Source organism: Haloleucobacter albus (assembly GCF_052492075.1).
Map to the genome: position 1 here is coordinate 63,933 of NZ_JBQWAS010000023.1, position 19,122 is coordinate 83,054.

Consider the following 19,122-nt stretch of genomic DNA (forward strand, 5'->3'; position numbering starts at 1 on the left):
CCTGTGCAGGTCGCCATGCGCCTGTTGCCGGAAAGCTGTATAATGCTCCCCGGAACAGGCCCTCGCGCAGGACAGGCGACGCGGGCGACCGGGCCGGAACCACGATTTGCCAATGTGATATGGCGCATGAAGAGGGGGGCTGACAGCCCGCGCCACATCAGATGCAAACAGGCTTCGGCCCCCGTGAGATATTCGGGGAGGGCATTGCCGTGGCGCACTATCAGCATCTTTCCGGGGCATCATTCTGGCCGAAACTTCCTTTCTGGCGCAAGGCGCTGGCGGTTTGTGCCCTGGCTGGTGGCGCGATGGTGGCAAGTGCCGCGCTGGCCCAGCCTCAGCCCATGCCCGTGCCGGGCCGGGTGGCCAGCGCCCAGAGCGCGCCATCCTTCCAGAAAAGCTTTCAGCGGGATGACCTCATCGAAGGTGCGCGACGTTATGAACGGCAACTGGGCCGCACCACATCCGAATTGCTGACCGCTTATGACACCACGCGCCGCGCGGCTGAGAACGCCATGAAGCAGCGTGATCCGCGCACGGCCGCTACGCTCTATGCCAATCTCGCCATGGCGCGCCCGCAGGAGAGCGCCGCATGGCTCAGTCTGGCGCGGGCGCTTGCCGCCATCACCCCGCGAGAAGGGGAGCCGGAGGGCTGGCGATATGCCGATGATGCCATGGCGGCAGCCTATATTGCCTATCGCCGGGCGCAGACACCAGCGGAGGGGGCGGCGGCGCTCGCCTTCATCGGCCATCAATATGCCAACCGCAATTTCTGGAATGCCGCGCTGGAGAGCATGAAAGCCGCCCTTGCCCTGCGCGACAGCAAGGCCGAGCGGAATTTCTATGAAAAGATCCGCGAGGAGCATGGCTTCCGCGTGGTGGATTTCACGGTGGAATCGGAATCCGCCGCGCCGCGCGCCTGCGTGCAGTTCTCCCAAGCGCTGGCGGGCAGCGCGGATTTCGCGCCCTTTGTGCGCATGGCCGACGACAACCAGCCGGCCCTGCGGGTGGATGGCAGCCAGATTTGCGTGGAGGGGCTGAAGCATGGGGCGCGCTATGAAGTGCGCCTGCGCCCCGGCCTGCCCGCCGCCAATGGCGAAAAGCTGAACAAGGCCGTTTCTCTGGCCATTTATGTGCGTGATCGTCTGCCCATGGCCCGTTTCACCGGGCGCAATTATGTGCTGCCGCGCACGGGGCAGAAGGGCATTCCCGTGGTGTCGGTGAATACGTCTGCGGTGAAGGTTGGCATTTTGCGGATCGGCGACCGGGCGCTGGTGCCAACGGCATTGCAGGGTGAGTTCCGCCGCAATCTTTACAGCTATGCGCGCGAACGCCTTGCGGAAGGGGCGGCGGTGAAGGTGTGGTCTGGCGTGCTGGAGGTGGAAAGCCCGCTCAACAGCGAGGTGACCACCGCCATTCCCGTCTCCGAGACCATCGGTGCGCTGCAACCAGGCGTTTATGTCATGACAGCCGCGCCGGACCCGGCCTCGCTGGGGGATGGGGAACGTTATGGCGCGGAGGCGACCCAGTGGTTCATCGTCTCCGATCTCGGCCTCACCGCCATTTCGGGGGAAGATGGCGTGCATGTGCTGGTGCGCGGCCTGGGCGGGGCGCAGCCGGTGGAAGGGGCGTTGGTGAAACTGGTGGCGCGCTCCAATGAGGTGCTGGGCACAGCCCGTACCGACGCCAGTGGCCATGTGCGGTTTGATCCGGGCCTCTCGCGCGGGCCCGCCGGGCTGGAGCCGGAAGTGGTGATCGCCAGCACGCAGGAGGGCGATTACGCCTTTCTCTCGCTGAAGGATTCCGCCTTTGACCTGACAGATCGCGGCGTGGCTGGCCGTGCGGCCCCCGGAACGCTGGATGCCTTCCTCACGCCGGAGCGGGGTGTCTATCGCTCGGGCGAGACGGTGCATGTCACCACCCTTGTGCGGAATGCGCAGGGCCGCGCGGCGGCGGATCTGCCCGTCACGCTCATTCTTTATCGCCCGGATGGGGTGGAGGATCGTCGTCTGGTGCTGCGGGATGCCGAGGTCGGCGGCCTTGTGGCGGAGCTGCCCTTGCTGGAGGGGGCGATGACGGGCACATGGCGGGTGCGCGCCTTCGCTGATCCGAAAGCCCCGGCCATTGGCGAAACCGCCTTTCTGCTGGAAGATTATGTACCGGACCGGGTGGAATTCACCCTGACCTCGCCACAGGCTTTGCTGTCGCGCCAGCAGCCGGCGCAGGTGCTGCTGGAAGGGCGCTTCCTGTTTGGCGCACCGGCTGCCGGGCTGGAAGTGGAAGCGCAGACCCAGTTGCGCCTTTCTGAAAACCGCAAGGGCTTCGAGGGTTACCGCTTCGGCAATGGGGATGACCAGATTTTGCCGGAGACGACCGCAGTGGCAGATGTGCCAGTGACGGATGAGAAGGGTCATGCTGCGCTTCAGGTTCTTGCGCGCAATTTGCCCCGTACCCATCGCCCGCTGGAAATGGAAACGCTGGTGCGTCTTGTCGAGGCGGGCGGGCGGGCCGTGCAGCGCACCATCGTGCTGCCTGTTGCGCCTTCCGGCAGCGTGATCGGTGTGAAGCCGCTGTTTCCCGGTCGTGTGGATGAGGGGGCGGAGGCGCGTTTCGATGTGATCGTCGCCGGGGCGGATGATCGCCTGCTGGCCGCACCCGGCCTGACATGGGAGCTCTCCAGGCTGGAAACCCGATATCAGTGGTATCGTTCTGGCGGCGCATGGGATTTCGAGCCGGTGCGCATCGTCACCCGCGTGGCGCAGGGCCGGCTGGATGTTGGCGCGCAGGAGCCGGCGCGCCTCTCCGTGCCCACCGGCTATGGCCGTTACCGGCTGGATGTTTCCGGCGATAATCTGCCCCTCACCAGCCTGAGCTTCGATGCCGGCTTTGCCGGAGAAGGCGGGCCGGATACGCCGGACAGGCTGGAGCTGGTGCTGGAGCGCGAGGCCTATGCCAGTGGAGACACGCTGAACGCCACCCTCACCGCCCGCGCTGCGGGCACCGCTACCGTGATGGTGATGAATGAGGGTGTTCTGGAGCAGAAGAATATCGCCGTGCAGCCCGGCCCCAACAGGCTGACCTTCACGGTGGGCGAAAACTGGGGGCCGGGGGCTTATCTTGTCGCCTTCTTCCATCGTCCGCTGGATGTCGCGGCCGGGCGTATGCCGGGCCGGGCCATCGGGCTGGCGTGGTTCTCCGTCAACCGGGCCGCGCATACGCTGAAGGTGGCGCTTGATCCACCAGAGCAGATGCGCCCGGAAGAGAGGCTGACGGTGCCTGTCCGGGTGGAGGGTTTGCAGCCGGGCGAACAGGCTTATGTCACGCTGGCTGCGGTGGATGTGGGCATTCTCAACCTTACCGGCTTCACGCCACCAGCGCCGGATGATGTGATCTTTGGCCAGCGTCGCCTCGGCATGGAAGTCCGGGATCTGTATGGCGCGCTGATTAATGGCATGCACGCCAATGCCGGTCGCCTGCGCTCGGGGGGCGATGGCATGGAGGTGGGGCTTCAGGCCAGCCCGCCCACCCAGCCGCCGCTGGCGCTGTTTTCCGGCATCGTGCCCGTGGGGACGGATGGCACGGTGTCCATTCCGTTCGCCATTCCGGCCTTTGATGGCACGGTGCGCTTGATGGCCATGGCCTGGAGCGCGGACCGGCTGGGCCACGGCAGCGCCGATGTGGTGGTGCGGGACAAGGTGGTGGTGCTGGCCACGCTGCCGCGTTTTCTGGCGGCGGGGGATCGCTCTACCCTCAATCTGGACCTGACCAATGTGGACGGGCCGGCGGGCGCTTATCAGTTGCGCGTATCGGGCGATGGGGCGGCGGGCATTGTCGCGCCGACCGGGGAGCTGATGCTGAAGGCGGGCGAGCGGCGCAGCCTGCGCCTGCCGCTGGAAGGTCGCGCCATCGGGCCGGGCCGCATTGATGTGCACCTTTCCGGGCAGGGGGTGGAGGTGGCGCGCAGTTTCGCGCTCGATATCCGCGCGCCCTGGCCGGATCTGTCGCGCCGCATGGTGCGCACGCTGGAGCCGGGAGAGAGCGTGACGGTCTCCTCCACCCTTCTGAATGATGTGTTGCCCGGCAGCGGCAGTGTGGCCCTGAGCGTGAGCCCCGGCATGGCGCTGGATGTGCCGGCGCTTCTGGCGGAACTGGACCGTTACCCCTATGGCTGCGCCGAGCAGGTGACGAGCCGCGCCTTGCCGTTGCTCTCCTACAATGAACTCAGCCGCCTTGTGGGCCGCCCGCTGGATGCGGATGCGCAGAGCCGCATTCGCGATGCCATCACCCGTGTGCTGGCGCATCAGGGGTCTGATGGGTCGTTCGGCCTGTGGGGTGCCGGTGGGCAGGATGTGTGGCTCAGCGCCTATGTCACGGATTTCCTCACCCGTGCGCAGGAGAAGGGCTTCGCCGTGCCGCAACAGGCGTTCGCACTGGCTCTGGATGGGTTGCGCAACCGGGTGAATTTGTCCGGGCCGGATCTGTCGCCGGATGGCAATGGGTTGGCCTATGCGCTCTATGTTCTGGCGCGCAATGGTCGTGCGCCGCTGGGCGATCTGCGTTATCTGGCCGATGCCCGGCTGGACAAGCTGCCCGGCCCCATGGCGCGGGCGCAGGTGGGGGCGGGGCTTGCCCTTCTGGGAGATCGCAACCGGGCGGAACAGGTATTGCGGGTGGCGCTGGCCGGGCTGCCCGCAGCGCCCGTGGCTGATGAAACCGGGCGTAACGATTTCGGCTCGGCCCTGCGTGATGCGGCGGCGGTGACTGTTCTTTCTCGGGAGGCCGGCTTTCCACAACTGGCCGATGCCGCCCTGAAGCGCATGGGCCAGTTGCGCGGAGACACGCTGCGCACCTCCACACAGGAAAATGCCTGGATGGTGCGCGCGGCGGAATCGCTCGCACAGCAGGCCGACGCCATGCGGCTGGATGTGAGCGGCGCACCGTATGAGGGGGTGCTTGGACGCACGCTCTCCCGCGCGGCGCTGCTGAAGGGGGATGTGGTGGTGCGCAATGGCGGGGCCACGCCGGTGGAGGCGGTGATGGTGGTGCATGGTGCACCCAGAGCGCCCGAACCGCCGGCCCAGCAGGGCTTCCGGCTGGAGCGCGCTTATTTCACGCTGGATGGCCAGCCTGCAGACCCTGCCAGAGTGCAGCAGAACCAACGCCTTGCGGTGGTGCTGAAGGTGGAGGATCTGCAAAATGTTCCAGCCGATATTCTGCTGGTGGATTATCTGCCGGCCGGCTTCGAGATTGAAAATCCGAAGCTGGTGCAGGGCGGGCAGGACGGAGCCTTCGCCTGGCTGGATGAAACCGCCTCGCCGGAGCATGTGGAGTTTCGCGATGATCGCTTCGTGGCCTCCGCCGCCCGGCAGCAGGGGGATGGCGCCTTTGTGGTGGCCTATGTGGTGCGGGCGGTTTCGCCGGGCCGCTATGCGCATCCGCCGGCCATGGTGGAGGATATGTACCGGCCGGAACGCTTTGCTCGCACCGGAACCGGCACTGTGGAGGTGACGGCCGCAAAATGAGTGTGCGGGCTCAGGTCACGTTGTGGCGAAAGGGAATGGGGATCGTCAGTGCACCTTGTCCTGCCCGGTTCGGCAGGCGGGATGGCGGATGGGGCGGGCAGATCTGCGGTGCTTGCCTGCCTCCGCAGGATAAGGTGCGCCCATGGGTTTTCTGAAGGGGTTCCTGAAATCCGGCAGGGATCAGGGCGATCCTTCCCGCCTCTGTCGGAGAGGGCGGCGCACACTGCTGTTTGCCGGTATGGTCGTGCTGCTGCTGGCGGCGGGAGGCTTTGCCGGCCTTCTGGGGATGCGGGCTTACGTGCAGGCTTCTGCCCCGCTGCCACCGCAGCCGGATGTCTCCCGAGAGGTGGTGGACAGGGAGGGGCGCCTGTTGCGTCCCTTCTCCCTGCCGGATGGGCGCTGGCGACTGGCGGCCCGGCTTGAGGATGTGGACCCGCGATTCATCACCCTTCTGGAAGCTTATGAGGACAAGCGTTTTCGTTCTCATGGCGGCATTGATGTGCTGGCGCTGGGCCGGGCCGCCATGCAGATGGTTTTTGAAGGGCGGGTGGTGTCCGGCGGTTCAACCCTCACCATGCAGGTGGCGCGCCTGCTGGAACAGCCACGCCCGCGCACACTGGGCGCGAAGCTGGCCCAGATGCGCCGTGCGCTGGAACTGGAAGCGCGATTATCCAAGCCGGAGATTGTCTCACTCTATCTCACGCTTGCACCTTATGGCGGCAATATTGAAGGCGTGCGGGCGGCCGCGCTTACCTATTTCGGCAAGGAGCCGCATCGTCTCTCTCTGGGGGAGGCGGCGCTTCTGGTGGCGCTACCCCAGTCTCCCGAAGCACGCCGGCCGGATCGCCAGCCACGGCAGGCTCTGGCGGCGCGCAACCGTGTGCTGGACCGGCTGCTGGCAGAAGGTGTGGTTTCTGCTGATGAGGTGCGCCTGGCCCGGCGTGAGCCCATGCCTTCAGGCCGCCTGCCCATGCCGGCTCTGGCCCCGCATCTGGCGCAGCAGCAGCTTTCAGCCCGCCCGGCGCTGACGCGCCATCCGCTCACGCTGGATGCGCCCCTGCAGGCGCAACTGGAAGAGCTGGCGCGGGGTCGAACGCAGGCGCTGGGGCGCGGACTTTCCGCAGCCATCATGGTGGTGGACAATGCCAGCGCTGAAGTGCGGGCTTATGTGGGTGCAGCGGATTTCTTTGACAGGAGCCGGGCAGGGGAGGTGGATCTGGCCCGCGCCGTGCGCTCGCCGGGCTCTACGCTCAAGCCCTTCATCTATGCGATGGCTTTTGATGATGGCATCGCTCACCCGGAAACCCTGATTGCGGACAGGCCCGTTCGCTTCGGCGCATGGCGGCCGGAAAATTTCGACAAGGGTTTTCACGGCACGGTGTCCGTGTGCCGGGCTTTGCAATGGTCGCTGAATGTGCCGGTGGTGCGCCTGCTGGATGTGGTCGGTCCGCAGCGTCTGGCCAGCCATCTCCAGCAGGTGGGGGCGGGGCTGGAGCTGCCGGCAGGGGCCGCGCCGGCCCTCCCCATGGGGCTGGGCGGCGTGGGGATGCGCCTGACGGATCTGGCCATGTTGTATAGCACTCTGGCGCGGGGGGGTGAGGCAAAATCCCTGCGCTTCCGCATGGATGAGGAGATACTGGCCGCGCCACAGGCCCCTTTTGTGGGGCCGGTTGCGGCTTGGTATACGGCCCGTTGCCTGCTGGGCACGCCCGCCCCGGCTCATGGCATGGCAGGCCGGATCGCCTTCAAGACCGGCACATCCTACGGCTATCGCGACAGCTGGGCTGTGGGGTTTGACGGGCGGCGCACTGTTGCTGTGTGGGTGGGGCGGCCCGATGGACAGCCGGTGCCGGGCCTCACGGGGCGTTCCGCCGCCGCGCCATTGCTGTTCGATGCCTTTGCGCGCATCACCCGCCAGCCCGCGCCCCTGCCGCCAGCCCCGCGCGGGGCTCTGCTGGCCGGAAATGCACGTCTGCCACCGCCGCAACGCCAGTTCGGGGCGACGGCGGACAATGGCGTGCAGGTGGTTTTCCCGCCCGATGGAGCACGGCTTGATGCCGGCGGCGCAGAAGCCTCCCTTGTGCTGAAGGTGGAAGGCGGCATCTTGCCGCTGACCCTGCTTCTGGATGGTGCGCCCATTGCCCGTGCGGAGAACCGGCGCATCCTGTTCTGGTCACCGCGCGGTACAGGTTTTACCCGCCTCACGGTGATAGATGCAGAAGGGATGAGCGACAGCGTGACCGTGCGGGTGGAATAGCTGCCGAAAAAAGAAAACCCGCCGAGCTTTGCAGCCGGCGGGGTGAAGTCTCTGGGAGGAAACTCGAAGATAAATTCACAAAAACCCTGATCTCAATGCTCAGCGCGCTTGAAATCCTGAGAAATGGCAGCGCTCTGGCGCTCACCCTCATGGCGAAACAGCGGGGCGCCGAACATCCCGACATGGGCGATATCGCCATAACGGGCTGTAGCCTTGCGCTGCTTTGCGAGGGCAGAGAAAAAGGACTTCACCACACCACCGACATGCTCGCGAGGTGCTTCGCCCAAAACGGTGTTTGCAGCGATCGAAGCCATTTCCAATCTCCATTCCTGAGGAGGAAGATAGGAGATGGCCGCGCGATGCAACATAGCTGCTTTTGCATGACAGCATTGCGAGCTTTGAATGTCGGAGCGCTTGTGGATAATTCGCTTGGGGGTAGACAGGGCGAATTCACTCGGGTAAACACCCCATCAGTTCCGGGCGCAAGCTTAGGGCGGATGTCGCTGTCACCAAAAATCAGCGATTGTCATGGTGGGGAATAGTTCAACGGTAGAACCGCGGACTCTGACTCCGTTAATCCAGGTTCGAATCCTGGTTCCCCAGCCATTTGATTTTCCAAAAATAAATAGCAGTTTCGAAGTCGGAAGATGATGGCCGTTTTACAGGCCATTTACAGGCTTCGTTCTCCTTTCGAGCTTCGCTACAGCGCTCTTCGCCAGCCCTGTATCGCGAGACAGATCGTGCGCATCCAATATGGCTGACACGTTCTTCAGACATCTGGTTGTTTCAGCCTCTGTAGCCCCGGCGAGCGCAAGCCGTAGCACTGCGGTGCTTCCAAATCATGGAAGATCAGACCGGATATGCCAGCTTGGGCAGGGGTTCTGGGCAGGGGTTCTGGGCAGGCGTTCTGGGCAGGCGTTCATCTGGTTCTTCGTCGTGAGGGGGCATGTTCAGGATGATGAGCACGCCTCACGATCCCGGATTGTTCCCCCGTTCGCGCTATGCGGGATGTTGTGATGAGATGCGGATGACACGGATATTGTTGGTGCTGCCCGCATGGCCGAAGGGAATGCCGGCCACCACCACCGCCAGCGCGCCGGGTTCTGCAACCTGCTCGCGCATCAGAACATTTTCGGCAGATTGCACCATCTCGTCATAAGAGCGGATATCCGGTGCGTGGACGCTGTAAGCCCCCCATAACAGATTGGCTCGGCGGGCCACGGCCAGATCCGGTGTCATGGCCACAATCGGCACATTTGTGCGCTTGCGGGCGATGCGGGCGGCAGTTGCGCCGCGTGAGGTGAACCCCACAATCGCGGCGGCATGAATGCTCTCTGCCAGCATGGCGGCCGCAGCAGCCACCGCATGGGGCGGGGAATCCTCTTCGCCCGGTGCGGACGAGGCAAGAATGGAGGGATACAGCTTGTGATGCTCGGTGGAATGGATGATGCGATCCATCATCTGCACGGCCTCCACCGGATAGGCGCCGGCCGCAGATTCTGCCGAGAGCATCACGGCGTCGGCCCCATCATAAATGGCGGTGGCGACATCGGAAACCTCGGCCCGCGTTGGCGTTGGGGAGGTGACCATGGAATCCAGCATCTGCGTGGCCACAATCACCGGCTTGGCGGCCAGCCGGCAGGCGCGCACCAATTCCTTCTGACGGCCCGGAACTTCCTCGTTCGGAATTTCCACGCCCAGATCGCCACGGGCCACCATGATCGCGTCGGACAGGCGAATGATGTCGTCAATATGCTCCAGCGCAGATGGCTTCTCGATCTTGGCCAGAAGGCCGGCCCGCTCGCCGATAAGGCCGCGCGCTTCGATCAGGTCTGCCGGGCGCTGTACGAAGGAGAGCGCCACCCAATCCATGCCCAGAGACAGGCCGAACTCGAGATCTGCCCGGTCCTTCCGGGTGAGAGGCGAAAGGTTGAGCGCCGTTCCAGGCAGGTTCACGCCCTTGTGGTTGGAAAGCGGGCCACCCACCCTTACTTCGGCGTCAATGGTGTCGGTTTCGGCTGAAGTAACCCGTACCCGCACGCGGCCGTCATCAATCAGCAGATCCTGCCCCGGTGCAATGGCGGCGAAAATTTCAGGATGCGGGAGCGGAATGGAGAAGCGCCCTCCCGGCGCATCTCCCAGAACGAAGCGCAGCTTTTCGCCTTTCTCCACCGTCAGAGGCCCATCCTGAAGCAGGCCGATGCGGATTTTGGGCCCTTGCAGATCCTGGAGAATGCCGATGGGGCGTCCGGTTTCCGTCTCCAGCGCCCGCAGGGCGGCATGCACGCGGGCATGGTCCTCATGCGTGCCATGGCTGAAATTCATGCGGAATGTATCGACGCCGGCCAGATACAGGGCCTTCAGCATCTCCGGCTGCGCACAGGCTGGCCCGACGGTGGCGACAATCTTGGTGCGGCGATTGCGGAGCATGGCATGTTGCGGCCAAAGCCGCCTCCCTCAGACGATCAGTATGGCGCGAATATCATTCACATTGGTCAGGGTCGGGCCGGTGTGGATCAGATCGCCCAGCCCGTTGAACAGGGTGTAGCTGTCATGGTTCGCCAGAAGGGCGCGGGCATCCAGCTTGGCGGCGCTGGCGCGGGTGAGCGTATCGGGGGCGATGAGCGCGCCGGCAGCATCCTCGGTGCCGTCAATGCCATCACTGTCTCCGGCCATGGCCCATATGCCGGGCGCGCCTTGCAAAGCAAGGGCGAGGCCCAGAAGGCACTCCGTATTGCGTCCCCCCTTGCCATGGCCTTCGGGGCCGATGGTCACGGTGGTTTCGCCACCGGAAAGCAGCACCGCCGGCGGGCGGACAGGGTGCCCATGGCTGCGCACCGCGCGGGCAATGCCGGCCATCACCGTGCCCAGTTCCCGCGCCTCTCCCTCCAGCGCATCGCCCAGTATGAGTGGCGTGACGCCTGACGCCTGCGCCGCCTGCGCCGCCGCCTGAAGCGAAAGGGCCGGTGCGGCGATGAGGCGAACATCCGGCGCTGGTGAGGGGGGCGCGGCATCCGGCCCTGTCTCGTCCGGCGTATCCAGAACAGCGCGGGCGGCAGGCGGCAGATCCAGCTTCAGGCGCGCGACCAGTGCACGCGCCTGTGCGCGGGTGCCCGTATCCGGCACGGTGGGGCCGGAGGCGATGATGGCCGGGTCATCACCCGGCACATCGGAAATCACCAGCGTCACCAGCTGCGCCGGGCGTGCAGCCTGCGCCAGTCGTCCGCCCTTGATGGCGGACAGCTGCTTGCGCAGCAGGTTCATTTCGGAAATCGTGGCTCCGCTTCGCAGCAGGGCGCTGTTGATGGCGCGCTTGTCATCAAGGCTCATCTGGCCGGCGGGTAGGCATAGCAGGGCCGAGCCCCCGCCGGAGATGAGCGCCAGAACCAGGTCATCCGGTCCAAGGCCCTGCACGGCTTCCATGATGGCGCGGGCGGCAACCACGCTGGCATCATCCGGCACGGGATGGGCGGCTTCCAGAATGCGAATGCGCCCGGTGGGCACGGCATGGCCGTAACGGGTGACGACAAGGCCGGAAAGGTCGACATCCGGCCATGCGGCATCCACAGCGGCGGCCATGGCGGCAGAGGCCTTGCCGGCTCCCACCACCACGCAGCGCCCCTTGGGGCGCGCTGGCAGATGACGCATGACAGATTCCTGCGGGGCGGCGCTGTGAATGGCGACATCGAACAGGCCGCGCAGAAAAGCTCTGGCGCGGTCGTCTGTCCAGCCTTCCGGCGCATTCCGGTCCATCGCTTGTCCTTCCGGTGGTGGGTAATTGGGGCGAATGGCGCCGGGCAGGCGGGCTGCCCGGCTGTTGTATCATGTCAGTCGGCGGTCCAGCCCGCATCCAGCATCATGGCGCTGCCGGTCATGAGGGCGGAAGCCTCGGAGGCCAGATAGAGCGCCGCGCCGGTAATGTCATCCACCTGCCCGAGCCGGCCGACCTTGATCTTCGACATGCAGAAATCAAGGAATTCGGGGTTCTCGAAATAGGGCTTGGTCAGCGCTGTTTCGATGAAGGTGGGGCAGATGGTGTTGACGCGGATATTGTGCGGTGCCAGCTCTACCGCGACAGATTTCGTCAGCCCCTCCAACGCCCATTTTGTGGCGCAGTAGAGCGAGCGGTTCTCGCAGCCAATATGGCCCATCTGCGAGGACATGTTGATGACCGATGCCTTTCCGCCTTCCGCCACCATCTTGCGGGTGACGGATTGCAGGGCGAAGAAGGCCCCGCGCAGGTTCAGGTCCACCACGGCGTCAAAGTCTTCTTCCGTCACCTCAAGCTGGGGCTTGGGGCGGTTGACGCCGGCATTGTTGACGAACACATCCAGCCGGGGAAGCTGTTCCACCATGGCCCGGAAAGCGGCGACATCCGTCACGTCACAGGCGCGGGCCTCGGCCTTGTAGCCGGCGGCCGTGAGTTCGGCAGCGGCCGCCTCCACCTCGGTGCGGGTACGTGCACACAGAAAGACATGCGCGCCAGCCTGAGCATAGACATCGGCAATGGCGCGGCCAATGCCCCGCCCTGCGCCGGTGATGAGCGCGCTCTTTCCTTCCAGCGAGAAATTCGGCATGGGGGTCATTCTGCTGCCTTTCCATAAGGAATATTGTCGCCGCCATAACGGCGCACGCGCACATTTGCCTGTTCGGCATGGCCCACAAAGCCTTCCAGCATGCACAGGCGCGAGCAATAGCGGCCAATCTGCGCCGCCGCCTCATCGGTGAGGATGCGCTGGTAGGAGTGGGTCTTGATGAACTTGCCCACCCACAGCCCACCCGTATAGCGGCCGGCCTTGCGCGTGGGCAAAGTGTGGTTGGTGCCAATCACCTTGTCGCCATTGGCCACATTGGTGCGCGGGCCGAGGAAGAGCGCGCCATAGCTGGTCATCTTGTCCAGAAACCAGTCATCGCGCTGTGTCATCACCTGCACATGTTCGGAGGCGATGTCCTCGGCGGTGGCCAGCATCTCCTCATAGCTGTCGCACACAATCACCTCGCCATAATCGCGCCAACTGGCAGAGGCGGTGGCGGCGGTGGGCAGAAGGGTGAGCAGGCGCCCCACCTCGGCCATGGTTTCTTCGGCCAGGCGGCGGGAATTGGTGATGAGCACGGCCGGCGAGTTGAAGCCATGTTCGGCCTGACCGAGAAGGTCCGTGGCGCACATTTCCGCATCCACGGTGTCATCGGCGATCACCAGCGTTTCGGTGGGGCCGGCGAACAGATCAATGCCCACCCGCCCGAACAACTGGCGCTTGGCTTCCGCAACAAAGGCATTGCCGGGCCCCACCAGCATATCCACCGGCTGGATGGTCTGGGTGCCGAGGGCCATCGCGCCAATGGCCTGAATACCGCCCATTACGTAGATTTCATGCGCGCCGCCCAGGTGCAGGGCCGCGATGACGGCAGCATTCGGCTCACCCTTGAAGGGGGGTGTGGCGGCGATGATGCGGGGCACGCCGGCCACCGCCGCAGTGACAACCGACATATGCGCCGAGGCCACCATGGGGAATTTGCCGCCGGGCACATAACAGCCCACGGACTGCACCGGAATATGCTTGTGGCCAAGAATGACGCCGGGCAGCGTCTCCACTTCCACATCCAGCATACTGGCGCGCTGGGCACGGGCGAAATTGCGCACCTGCTCCTGCGCGAAGCGGATATCTTCCAGATCCCGCGGGGTGACACTGGCCACCAGCCGTTCGATCTCTTCTTTGTTCAGGCGAAAGGCAGCAGGCTCGTATTTGTCGAAGCGTGCGCTCATCTCGCGCACTGCCGCATCGCCACGGGTCTCGATATCGGCGAGGGCGGCTTCCACCGTCTGGCGCACCTGCGCATCATCGGTGGAGCGTTCCGCTTCGGATTTTCCGCGCTTCAGATAGTTGATGGCCATGGTCCTTCTCCCATAAAGCCGCAATGTTCCAGAGTTCAGAAGCCGACGGCATCGCCGCCCTTGAGGGCCAGCATCTCGCGCGCTTCATCGGGGGTGGCGATTTCAAGCCCCAGCCCCTCAATGATCTGGCGCACCATGCGCACCTGCTGGGCATTGCTTTGCGCGGCGATGCCGGGCCCGGCCCACAGGGAATCCTCCAGCCCCACACGCACGTTTCCACCCATGACCGCAGCCATGGCGGCAATCGTCATCTGGTGGCGTCCGGCCCCCAGAACTGACCAGCGATAGTCCTCGCCGAACAGTCGGTCTGCGGTGCGTTTCATGTGCAGCACGTCATCAGGATGCGCGCCAATACCGCCCATCAGGCCGAACACGGTCTGGATGAAGAGCGGGCCCTTCACCAGTCCGGCATCATGAAAATGCTTCAGATTGTACAAATGAGCGGTGTCGTAACATTCAAACTCGAAGCGCGTTCCATTCGCGCCGAGAGTCTGCATCACCCGCTCGATATCCCCAAACGTGTTGCGGAAGATGATATTCTTGTTGGAGAGATACTCCCGCTCCCACTCATGCTCCAGATCCTTGAAGCGGTTGAGCATGGGGAACAGGCCGAAATTCATGGTGCCCATGTTCAGCGAGGCCAGTTCCGGCTGAAAGGTGAGGGCGGGGCGAATGCGCTCGTCAATCGGCATGGTGGGTGCGCCGCCTGTCGTGATGTTCACGACCGCATCCGTGCTCTGCTTGATGACGGAGAGAAAGGGCGCGAAGGCTTCAGGGCTCTGGTCCGGGCTGCCGTCTTCCGGGTTGCGGGCATGCAGATGGATGACGGATGCGCCAGCCTCGGCGGCCTCAATGGAGGCGCGGGCGATCTGAGCCGCCGTCACCGGCAGGGCCGGGGACATGGAGGGGGTGTGGATGGCACCAGTCACCGCGCAGGTGATGATGACTTTGTTGTTGCGGGCTGCCATGGGCTTTTCCTTCCTGAGACGCACGGCGGGCACGGTTCGGGCCGTGCCATCTGGCGTGATATGAGTCATGCAATCTTGTGAGAGGCGCGGTTCCGCAGATGCCGGTCGAGCGCGGCCAGCTCCCCATCCCGCCATTCCTGGCGGGCGCGGATCTTTTCGGCATCATCGGTACGGAACCCTTCGGCGGCGCGGCGGGCGGCCTCGGGGCTAAAGGCTTCTCCACGGGCGGCGTCATCGGCCAGACGCGCCATGGTGGGGCCATAACGTTCCAGATAATCGGGAATGCCGCCGGGTGCGTTGAGGTGGATGGTTTCCATCGGCCCCATGAAGGCCCAGCGCCGGCCCAGCCCGTGGCGGATGGTGTCATCCAGCCCCTCGGGGGAGACGACGCCCTCGGCGATCAGGCGCAGGGCCTCAGCCAGCACTACAGCCTGAAGGCGGTTGAGCACGAAGCCGTCCATCTCCCGATGCAGCTTCACCGGCACCTGACCGGCCGCGCGATAGAGCGCGGCGGCCTGTTCCACCACGGCCGGCGCGGTTTCGGGCATGGGGGAAATTTCCACCACCGGCACCAGATGCGGAGGGTTGACCGGATGGCCAACGAGACAGCGCGCCTGCCCCTCTAGCCCGGAACAGAAGGCCGAAGCCATCAGGGCCGAACTGGAGGAGGCAAGAATGGTCTCCTTCTGCGCCAGCCGGTCCAGATCCGCGAACAGTGCCTGTTTGATCTCCAGAATTTCCGGCCCGTTCTCCTGCACCAGACTGGCGCCCTCCAGCGCGTCTTCCAGCCGGGTGCAGGCACGGATGCGGCCCGGCAGGCCCTGTGGGTCCGCGCCGGCACAAGCGTGCAGGATGGCCTTTTCATGCATGGCGCGGATATCCGCATCGAGCCGGTCCAGAACCTCGGGCTTAGGGTCCCACACCCGCACATCCATGCCGGCGCGGGCGAACACATAGGCCCATGAGCGGCCGATGAGACCGGCCCCCGCAATTGCAATTGAAGACATGGTTTTCCTCACATCCACAGCAGTTCGCGCCGCAATTCGATATCGTTCGCCAGATTGCGCGAGGGCACCTCATGCAGGACGCGGCCCATTTCGAGCACGACGGTCCGGTCCGAGAGGGCGAGGGCGAGATCGAGATTGTGATCGACAATGACGATGGAGAGCATGTCCCGCAGGCTGTCGAAGGTGCGGAAAAGCTGTTCCACCACGGCCGGGGCCAGCCCCTCAAAGGGCTCATCCAGCAGCAGTACCCGTGTGTCGCCGGAGAGGGCGCGGGCCACGGCCACCATCTGCTGCTCACCCCCGGAGAGGCGGTCGGCATCGGTATCCAGACGCTCCTTCAGGCGCGGGAAATACTGGAAGATCTCATCCAGCGTCCAATGGCTGCCCGCCCCGGTGATACGGCGCAGCCGCCCGAGTTCGAGATTTTCCCGCACCGTCATGCCGGCAAACAGGCCGCGGCCCTGTGGCACATAGCTGATGCCGGAACGCGAGATAGCTGCGCTGGACAGGCCCGCCAGTTCCTTCTCGCCCAGCCGGATGGAACCAGAAGAGGGTGTCACAATCCCCGTCAGCGCCTTGAGCAGGGTGGATTTTCCGGCCCCGTTGCGGCCCAGCAGCGCAAGGATCTCATTCTTGCGGATATCCAGAGAGACATCATGCAGGATGTGGCTCTTGCCATAATGGACATTCACCTTGTCCAGCGCCACCACCTGCTCCATGGAGCCGCTGCCCTGCCGGGCGGAGGCCGCCACTGCACTGGTGCCGGAGCCGATATAGATCTCCCGCACCTGCTCGGAAGAGCGGGCATCGGCCACGGTGCCATCCAGCAGCACCTTGCCTTCATTCATGACGGTGACATGATCGGCAAGATCGAACACCCGGTCGATATCATGCTCCACCAGCAGCACGGGAATGTTGCCGGACACCTCCTTGATGAGATTGCCCACACGCTCGCGCTCGGCCACGGAAAGCCCGGCCAGCGGCTCATCCGCCAGAAGGATGCGGGGTGAGGTGGCCAGCGCCAGCCCCAGATCCAGCAGGCGTTGCCCGCCATAGGAGAGGGAGTCGGCGCGGGCCTCCTCCATGCCGGCAAGTCCCACCCAGGCGATGATCTCACGGGTGCGTTCCGCCACTTCCGGCACATGGTCGGCATCCCGCAGCGGATTGATGCGGGAGCCATGGTGCGCCTGCACCGCCAGACGGATATTTTCGCCCACTGTCAATGTGGGGAACAGGTTGGTGATCTGAAACGAACGGCCCAGACCCTGATTGGCGATAATATCCGCACTGCGCCCGGAGACATCATTCCCGCACAGCGTGACCTTGCCGGAGGTGGGTGGCAGAACGCCGGTGAGCAGGTTGAAAGCTGTCGTCTTGCCAGCCCCATTCGGGCCGATCAGCGCATGCAATGTGCGGTCACGCACGCCAAGCGAAACGCCATCAACAGCCAGAAACTCGCCGAATTTCTTGCTGATGCCTTCTGCCACCAGCACATTCTCGATGCCATCCTGCCGGGCGCGCAGCGAGGCGGGCAAGGGCTGCTTCCGGGTGGAGCGCCCGGCCATGGCCGCAGCCATGGAGGGGCCGGGGAGGAAATGCTGGCGCAGCTGTGCGCCAATGCCGATCAACCCCTCCTTCGCGAACAGCACGAAGCCCACAAAGATGATGCCGAACCAGATCAGCCAGTTTTCAGTATAGATGGAGAGATATTCACGGAAGAGCACGTAGAAGAGTGCGCCAAGGGCCGGCCCCATGAAGCCGCGCATGCCGCCGATGACCACCATGGCCAGCAATTCGCCCGAGAACAGCACGGACATGGGTTCTGCCGATGTCAGCCTGTTCTTGTAGAGCAGCAGCACACCGGCCAGCGCGGTGACGGAGGCCGAGGCGATGAAGGCCACCAGCTTGTAATGGGCCACCCGGTAGCCCAGCGCCACGGCTCGCCCTTCATTCTCGCGAATGGAGACCAGAACCGTGCCCACCGGCGAATGCAGGAAACGCCACACCGCATAAGCCACCGTCATGGCCAGCACGGCGACGAGCACATAGTAATTCCAGTTGTCGTTGAAATCGACGCCGGCCCAGATGGGGCGCTCAATGCCGCCCAGGCCGTTTTCGCCGCCTGTCAGGTCCGTCCAGCGGTAGGCCAGCTGGAAGGACATGGCGCTGAGCGCCAGCGTCATCAGCGAGAAATAGACGCCGCGTCGGCGCAGCATGAAGAAGCCGAAGATGGCGGCCGTCACCATGGTGACAATCACCGCCACCAGCAGCGGCAGAATGAAGGCGTGGCCCGGCAGCGCCAGTGCCGTGAGCCCGGCGGCATAAGCGCCAAGGCCGAACCATGCGCCATGGCCGAACGATACCTGCCCGGTATAGCCGGCCAGAATATTCAGCCCCAGCGCAGCCAGTGCAAAAATGACGACTTCGATCGCCGAACTTGCCCCAAGGCCCAGCAGATGCAGCACAAAAGGCATGACAATCAGGAAAAGGGCAGCCGCCAGAAGCGGAAGATGCTTTTTCATCGTGATGATCTCCGCTTCATTCAAAACGCGTGATGCGTTCGCCCATCAGCCCGCGTGGCCGCACCAGCAGCACGAGGAACATGAGCAGATAGATGGCGAGCATGGAGAATTGGGAGAGGCCGATGCCGATCATCATCCCCTTGACCAGACCGACCAGAATGGCCGCCACAACCACACCCCAGAAGGAGCCGAGGCCGCCAATGACCACCACCACGAAAGCAGCGACGATGACTTCCGCCCCCATCATCGGGTGGACAGGGTGAATGGGGGCCAGCAGCACGCCGGCGAGCCCCGCAAGCCCGATGGCGATGGCCGCAACAGCGGAGAGATAGGGGCGCAGGGAGATGCCCAGCGTGCCGAGGATATCCGGGTTCTGGATACCCGCCCGCACGATGCGTCCGAATGCCGTGCGGTTGAGCAGCAGCCACAGCGCGCCCACAGCGGCAATGGCGATGCCGATGAGGAACAGGCGGTAGCGCGAATAGATGAAATCACCGAAGAAGATTTGCCCGCGCAGGGCCGATGGCATGCTGTAGGCTTGCGGTGATGCACCGAAGATCCAGCGCAGGGCCTGTTCGATAATCATGGCCAGGCCGAAGGTCAGCAGCAGGGAATAGAGCGGGTCCACCCGGTAGAAACGGGTGAAGAGCAGGCGTTCCACCACCACGGCCAGCGCAGCGACGACAAGCGGGGCTACGATGAGCGCGCCGAAAAAGCCGATATGGGGCGTGAGCACCAGCGCCAGATAGGCGCCAATGGCGAAGAAGGCACCATGGGCCAGATTGACGATGCCACCCAGGGAAAAGATGAGGGACAGACCGAGCGCGATGAGCAGGTAATAAAACCCGTCAAGCAACCCGTTCAGAAGTTGTGACGCGAACAGCATCGCCGACATGGGTTGGGGTCTCCCGGACATGCGGAGCCGTGCGGCGCCAGCCTTGTGCTGACGCCGCTGC

Annotated in this window: 11 protein-coding genes and 1 tRNA gene; 3 read left to right on the plus strand and 9 right to left on the minus strand. The window is 64.5% G+C overall.

Annotated elements, in window-relative coordinates:
- The first annotated feature begins 209 nt into the window (after positions 1–209).
- Together ACT6QH_RS06900 and pbpC are read left to right on the plus strand one after the other, a co-directional pair.
- Complete coding sequence (locus tag ACT6QH_RS06900) at positions 210–5,519, plus strand: alpha-2-macroglobulin family protein (RefSeq protein WP_444974079.1); 5,310 nt, start codon at positions 210–212, stop codon at positions 5,517–5,519.
- A 142-nt stretch (positions 5,520–5,661) separates the two neighbouring features.
- Positions 5,662–7,776 (plus strand): penicillin-binding protein 1C, encoded by a 2,115-nt coding sequence (gene pbpC / locus ACT6QH_RS06905; RefSeq protein WP_444974080.1) that lies wholly within the window; start codon positions 5,662–5,664, stop codon positions 7,774–7,776.
- Between the two features lie 92 nt (positions 7,777–7,868).
- On the opposite strand, the gene ACT6QH_RS06910 is transcribed toward pbpC, so the two are convergent.
- On the minus strand, positions 7,869–8,090 hold the full coding sequence (locus ACT6QH_RS06910; RefSeq protein ID WP_444974081.1) for a hypothetical protein: 222 nt from the start codon (positions 8,088–8,090) through the stop codon (positions 7,869–7,871).
- 218 nt (positions 8,091–8,308) lie between these two features.
- Between ACT6QH_RS06910 and ACT6QH_RS06915 the strand changes: the two genes are divergently transcribed.
- Positions 8,309–8,382: transfer RNA gene (locus tag ACT6QH_RS06915), tRNA-Gln, on the plus strand.
- Between the two features lie 393 nt (positions 8,383–8,775).
- Here ACT6QH_RS06915 and pyk read toward each other — a convergent pair.
- The 8 genes from pyk to ACT6QH_RS06955 all read right to left on the minus strand — a co-directional run bounded on the left by pyk (position 8,776) and on the right by ACT6QH_RS06955 (position 19,061).
- Complete coding sequence (gene pyk / locus ACT6QH_RS06920) at positions 8,776–10,206, minus strand: pyruvate kinase (RefSeq protein ID WP_444974082.1); 1,431 nt, start codon at positions 10,204–10,206, stop codon at positions 8,776–8,778.
- 27 nt (positions 10,207–10,233) lie between these two features.
- Entirely contained in the window at positions 10,234–11,529 is a 1,296-nt protein-coding gene (locus ACT6QH_RS06925; RefSeq protein WP_444974083.1) for a glycerate kinase type-2 family protein, read from the minus strand.
- Between the two features lie 74 nt (positions 11,530–11,603).
- Complete coding sequence (locus ACT6QH_RS06930) at positions 11,604–12,362, minus strand: SDR family NAD(P)-dependent oxidoreductase (RefSeq protein WP_444974084.1); 759 nt, start codon at positions 12,360–12,362, stop codon at positions 11,604–11,606.
- Positions 12,359–13,669, minus strand: a complete 1,311-nt coding sequence (gene hisD / locus ACT6QH_RS06935; protein WP_444974085.1) for a histidinol dehydrogenase — start codon at positions 13,667–13,669, stop codon at positions 12,359–12,361. The genes ACT6QH_RS06930 and hisD overlap by 4 nt, the downstream gene beginning before the upstream one ends.
- A gap of 35 nt (positions 13,670–13,704) precedes the next feature.
- Positions 13,705–14,637, minus strand: coding sequence for a 3,5-dioxohexanoate:acetyl-CoA acetone transferase (kce, locus tag ACT6QH_RS06940; RefSeq protein WP_444974165.1), 933 nt, complete (start codon positions 14,635–14,637; stop codon positions 13,705–13,707).
- Between the two features lie 65 nt (positions 14,638–14,702).
- The gene (locus ACT6QH_RS06945; protein ID WP_444974086.1) at positions 14,703–15,644 is read right to left on the minus strand and encodes a 3-hydroxyacyl-CoA dehydrogenase; all 942 of its coding nucleotides are present in this window, start codon (positions 15,642–15,644) and stop codon (positions 14,703–14,705) included.
- 8 nt (positions 15,645–15,652) lie between these two features.
- The gene (locus ACT6QH_RS06950; RefSeq protein WP_444974087.1) at positions 15,653–18,166 is read right to left on the minus strand and encodes a branched-chain amino acid ABC transporter ATP-binding protein/permease; all 2,514 of its coding nucleotides are present in this window, start codon (positions 18,164–18,166) and stop codon (positions 15,653–15,655) included.
- 16 nt (positions 18,167–18,182) lie between these two features.
- On the minus strand, positions 18,183–19,061 hold the full coding sequence (locus ACT6QH_RS06955; protein ID WP_444974088.1) for a branched-chain amino acid ABC transporter permease: 879 nt from the start codon (positions 19,059–19,061) through the stop codon (positions 18,183–18,185).
- Positions 19,062–19,122: the final 61 nt, after the last annotated feature.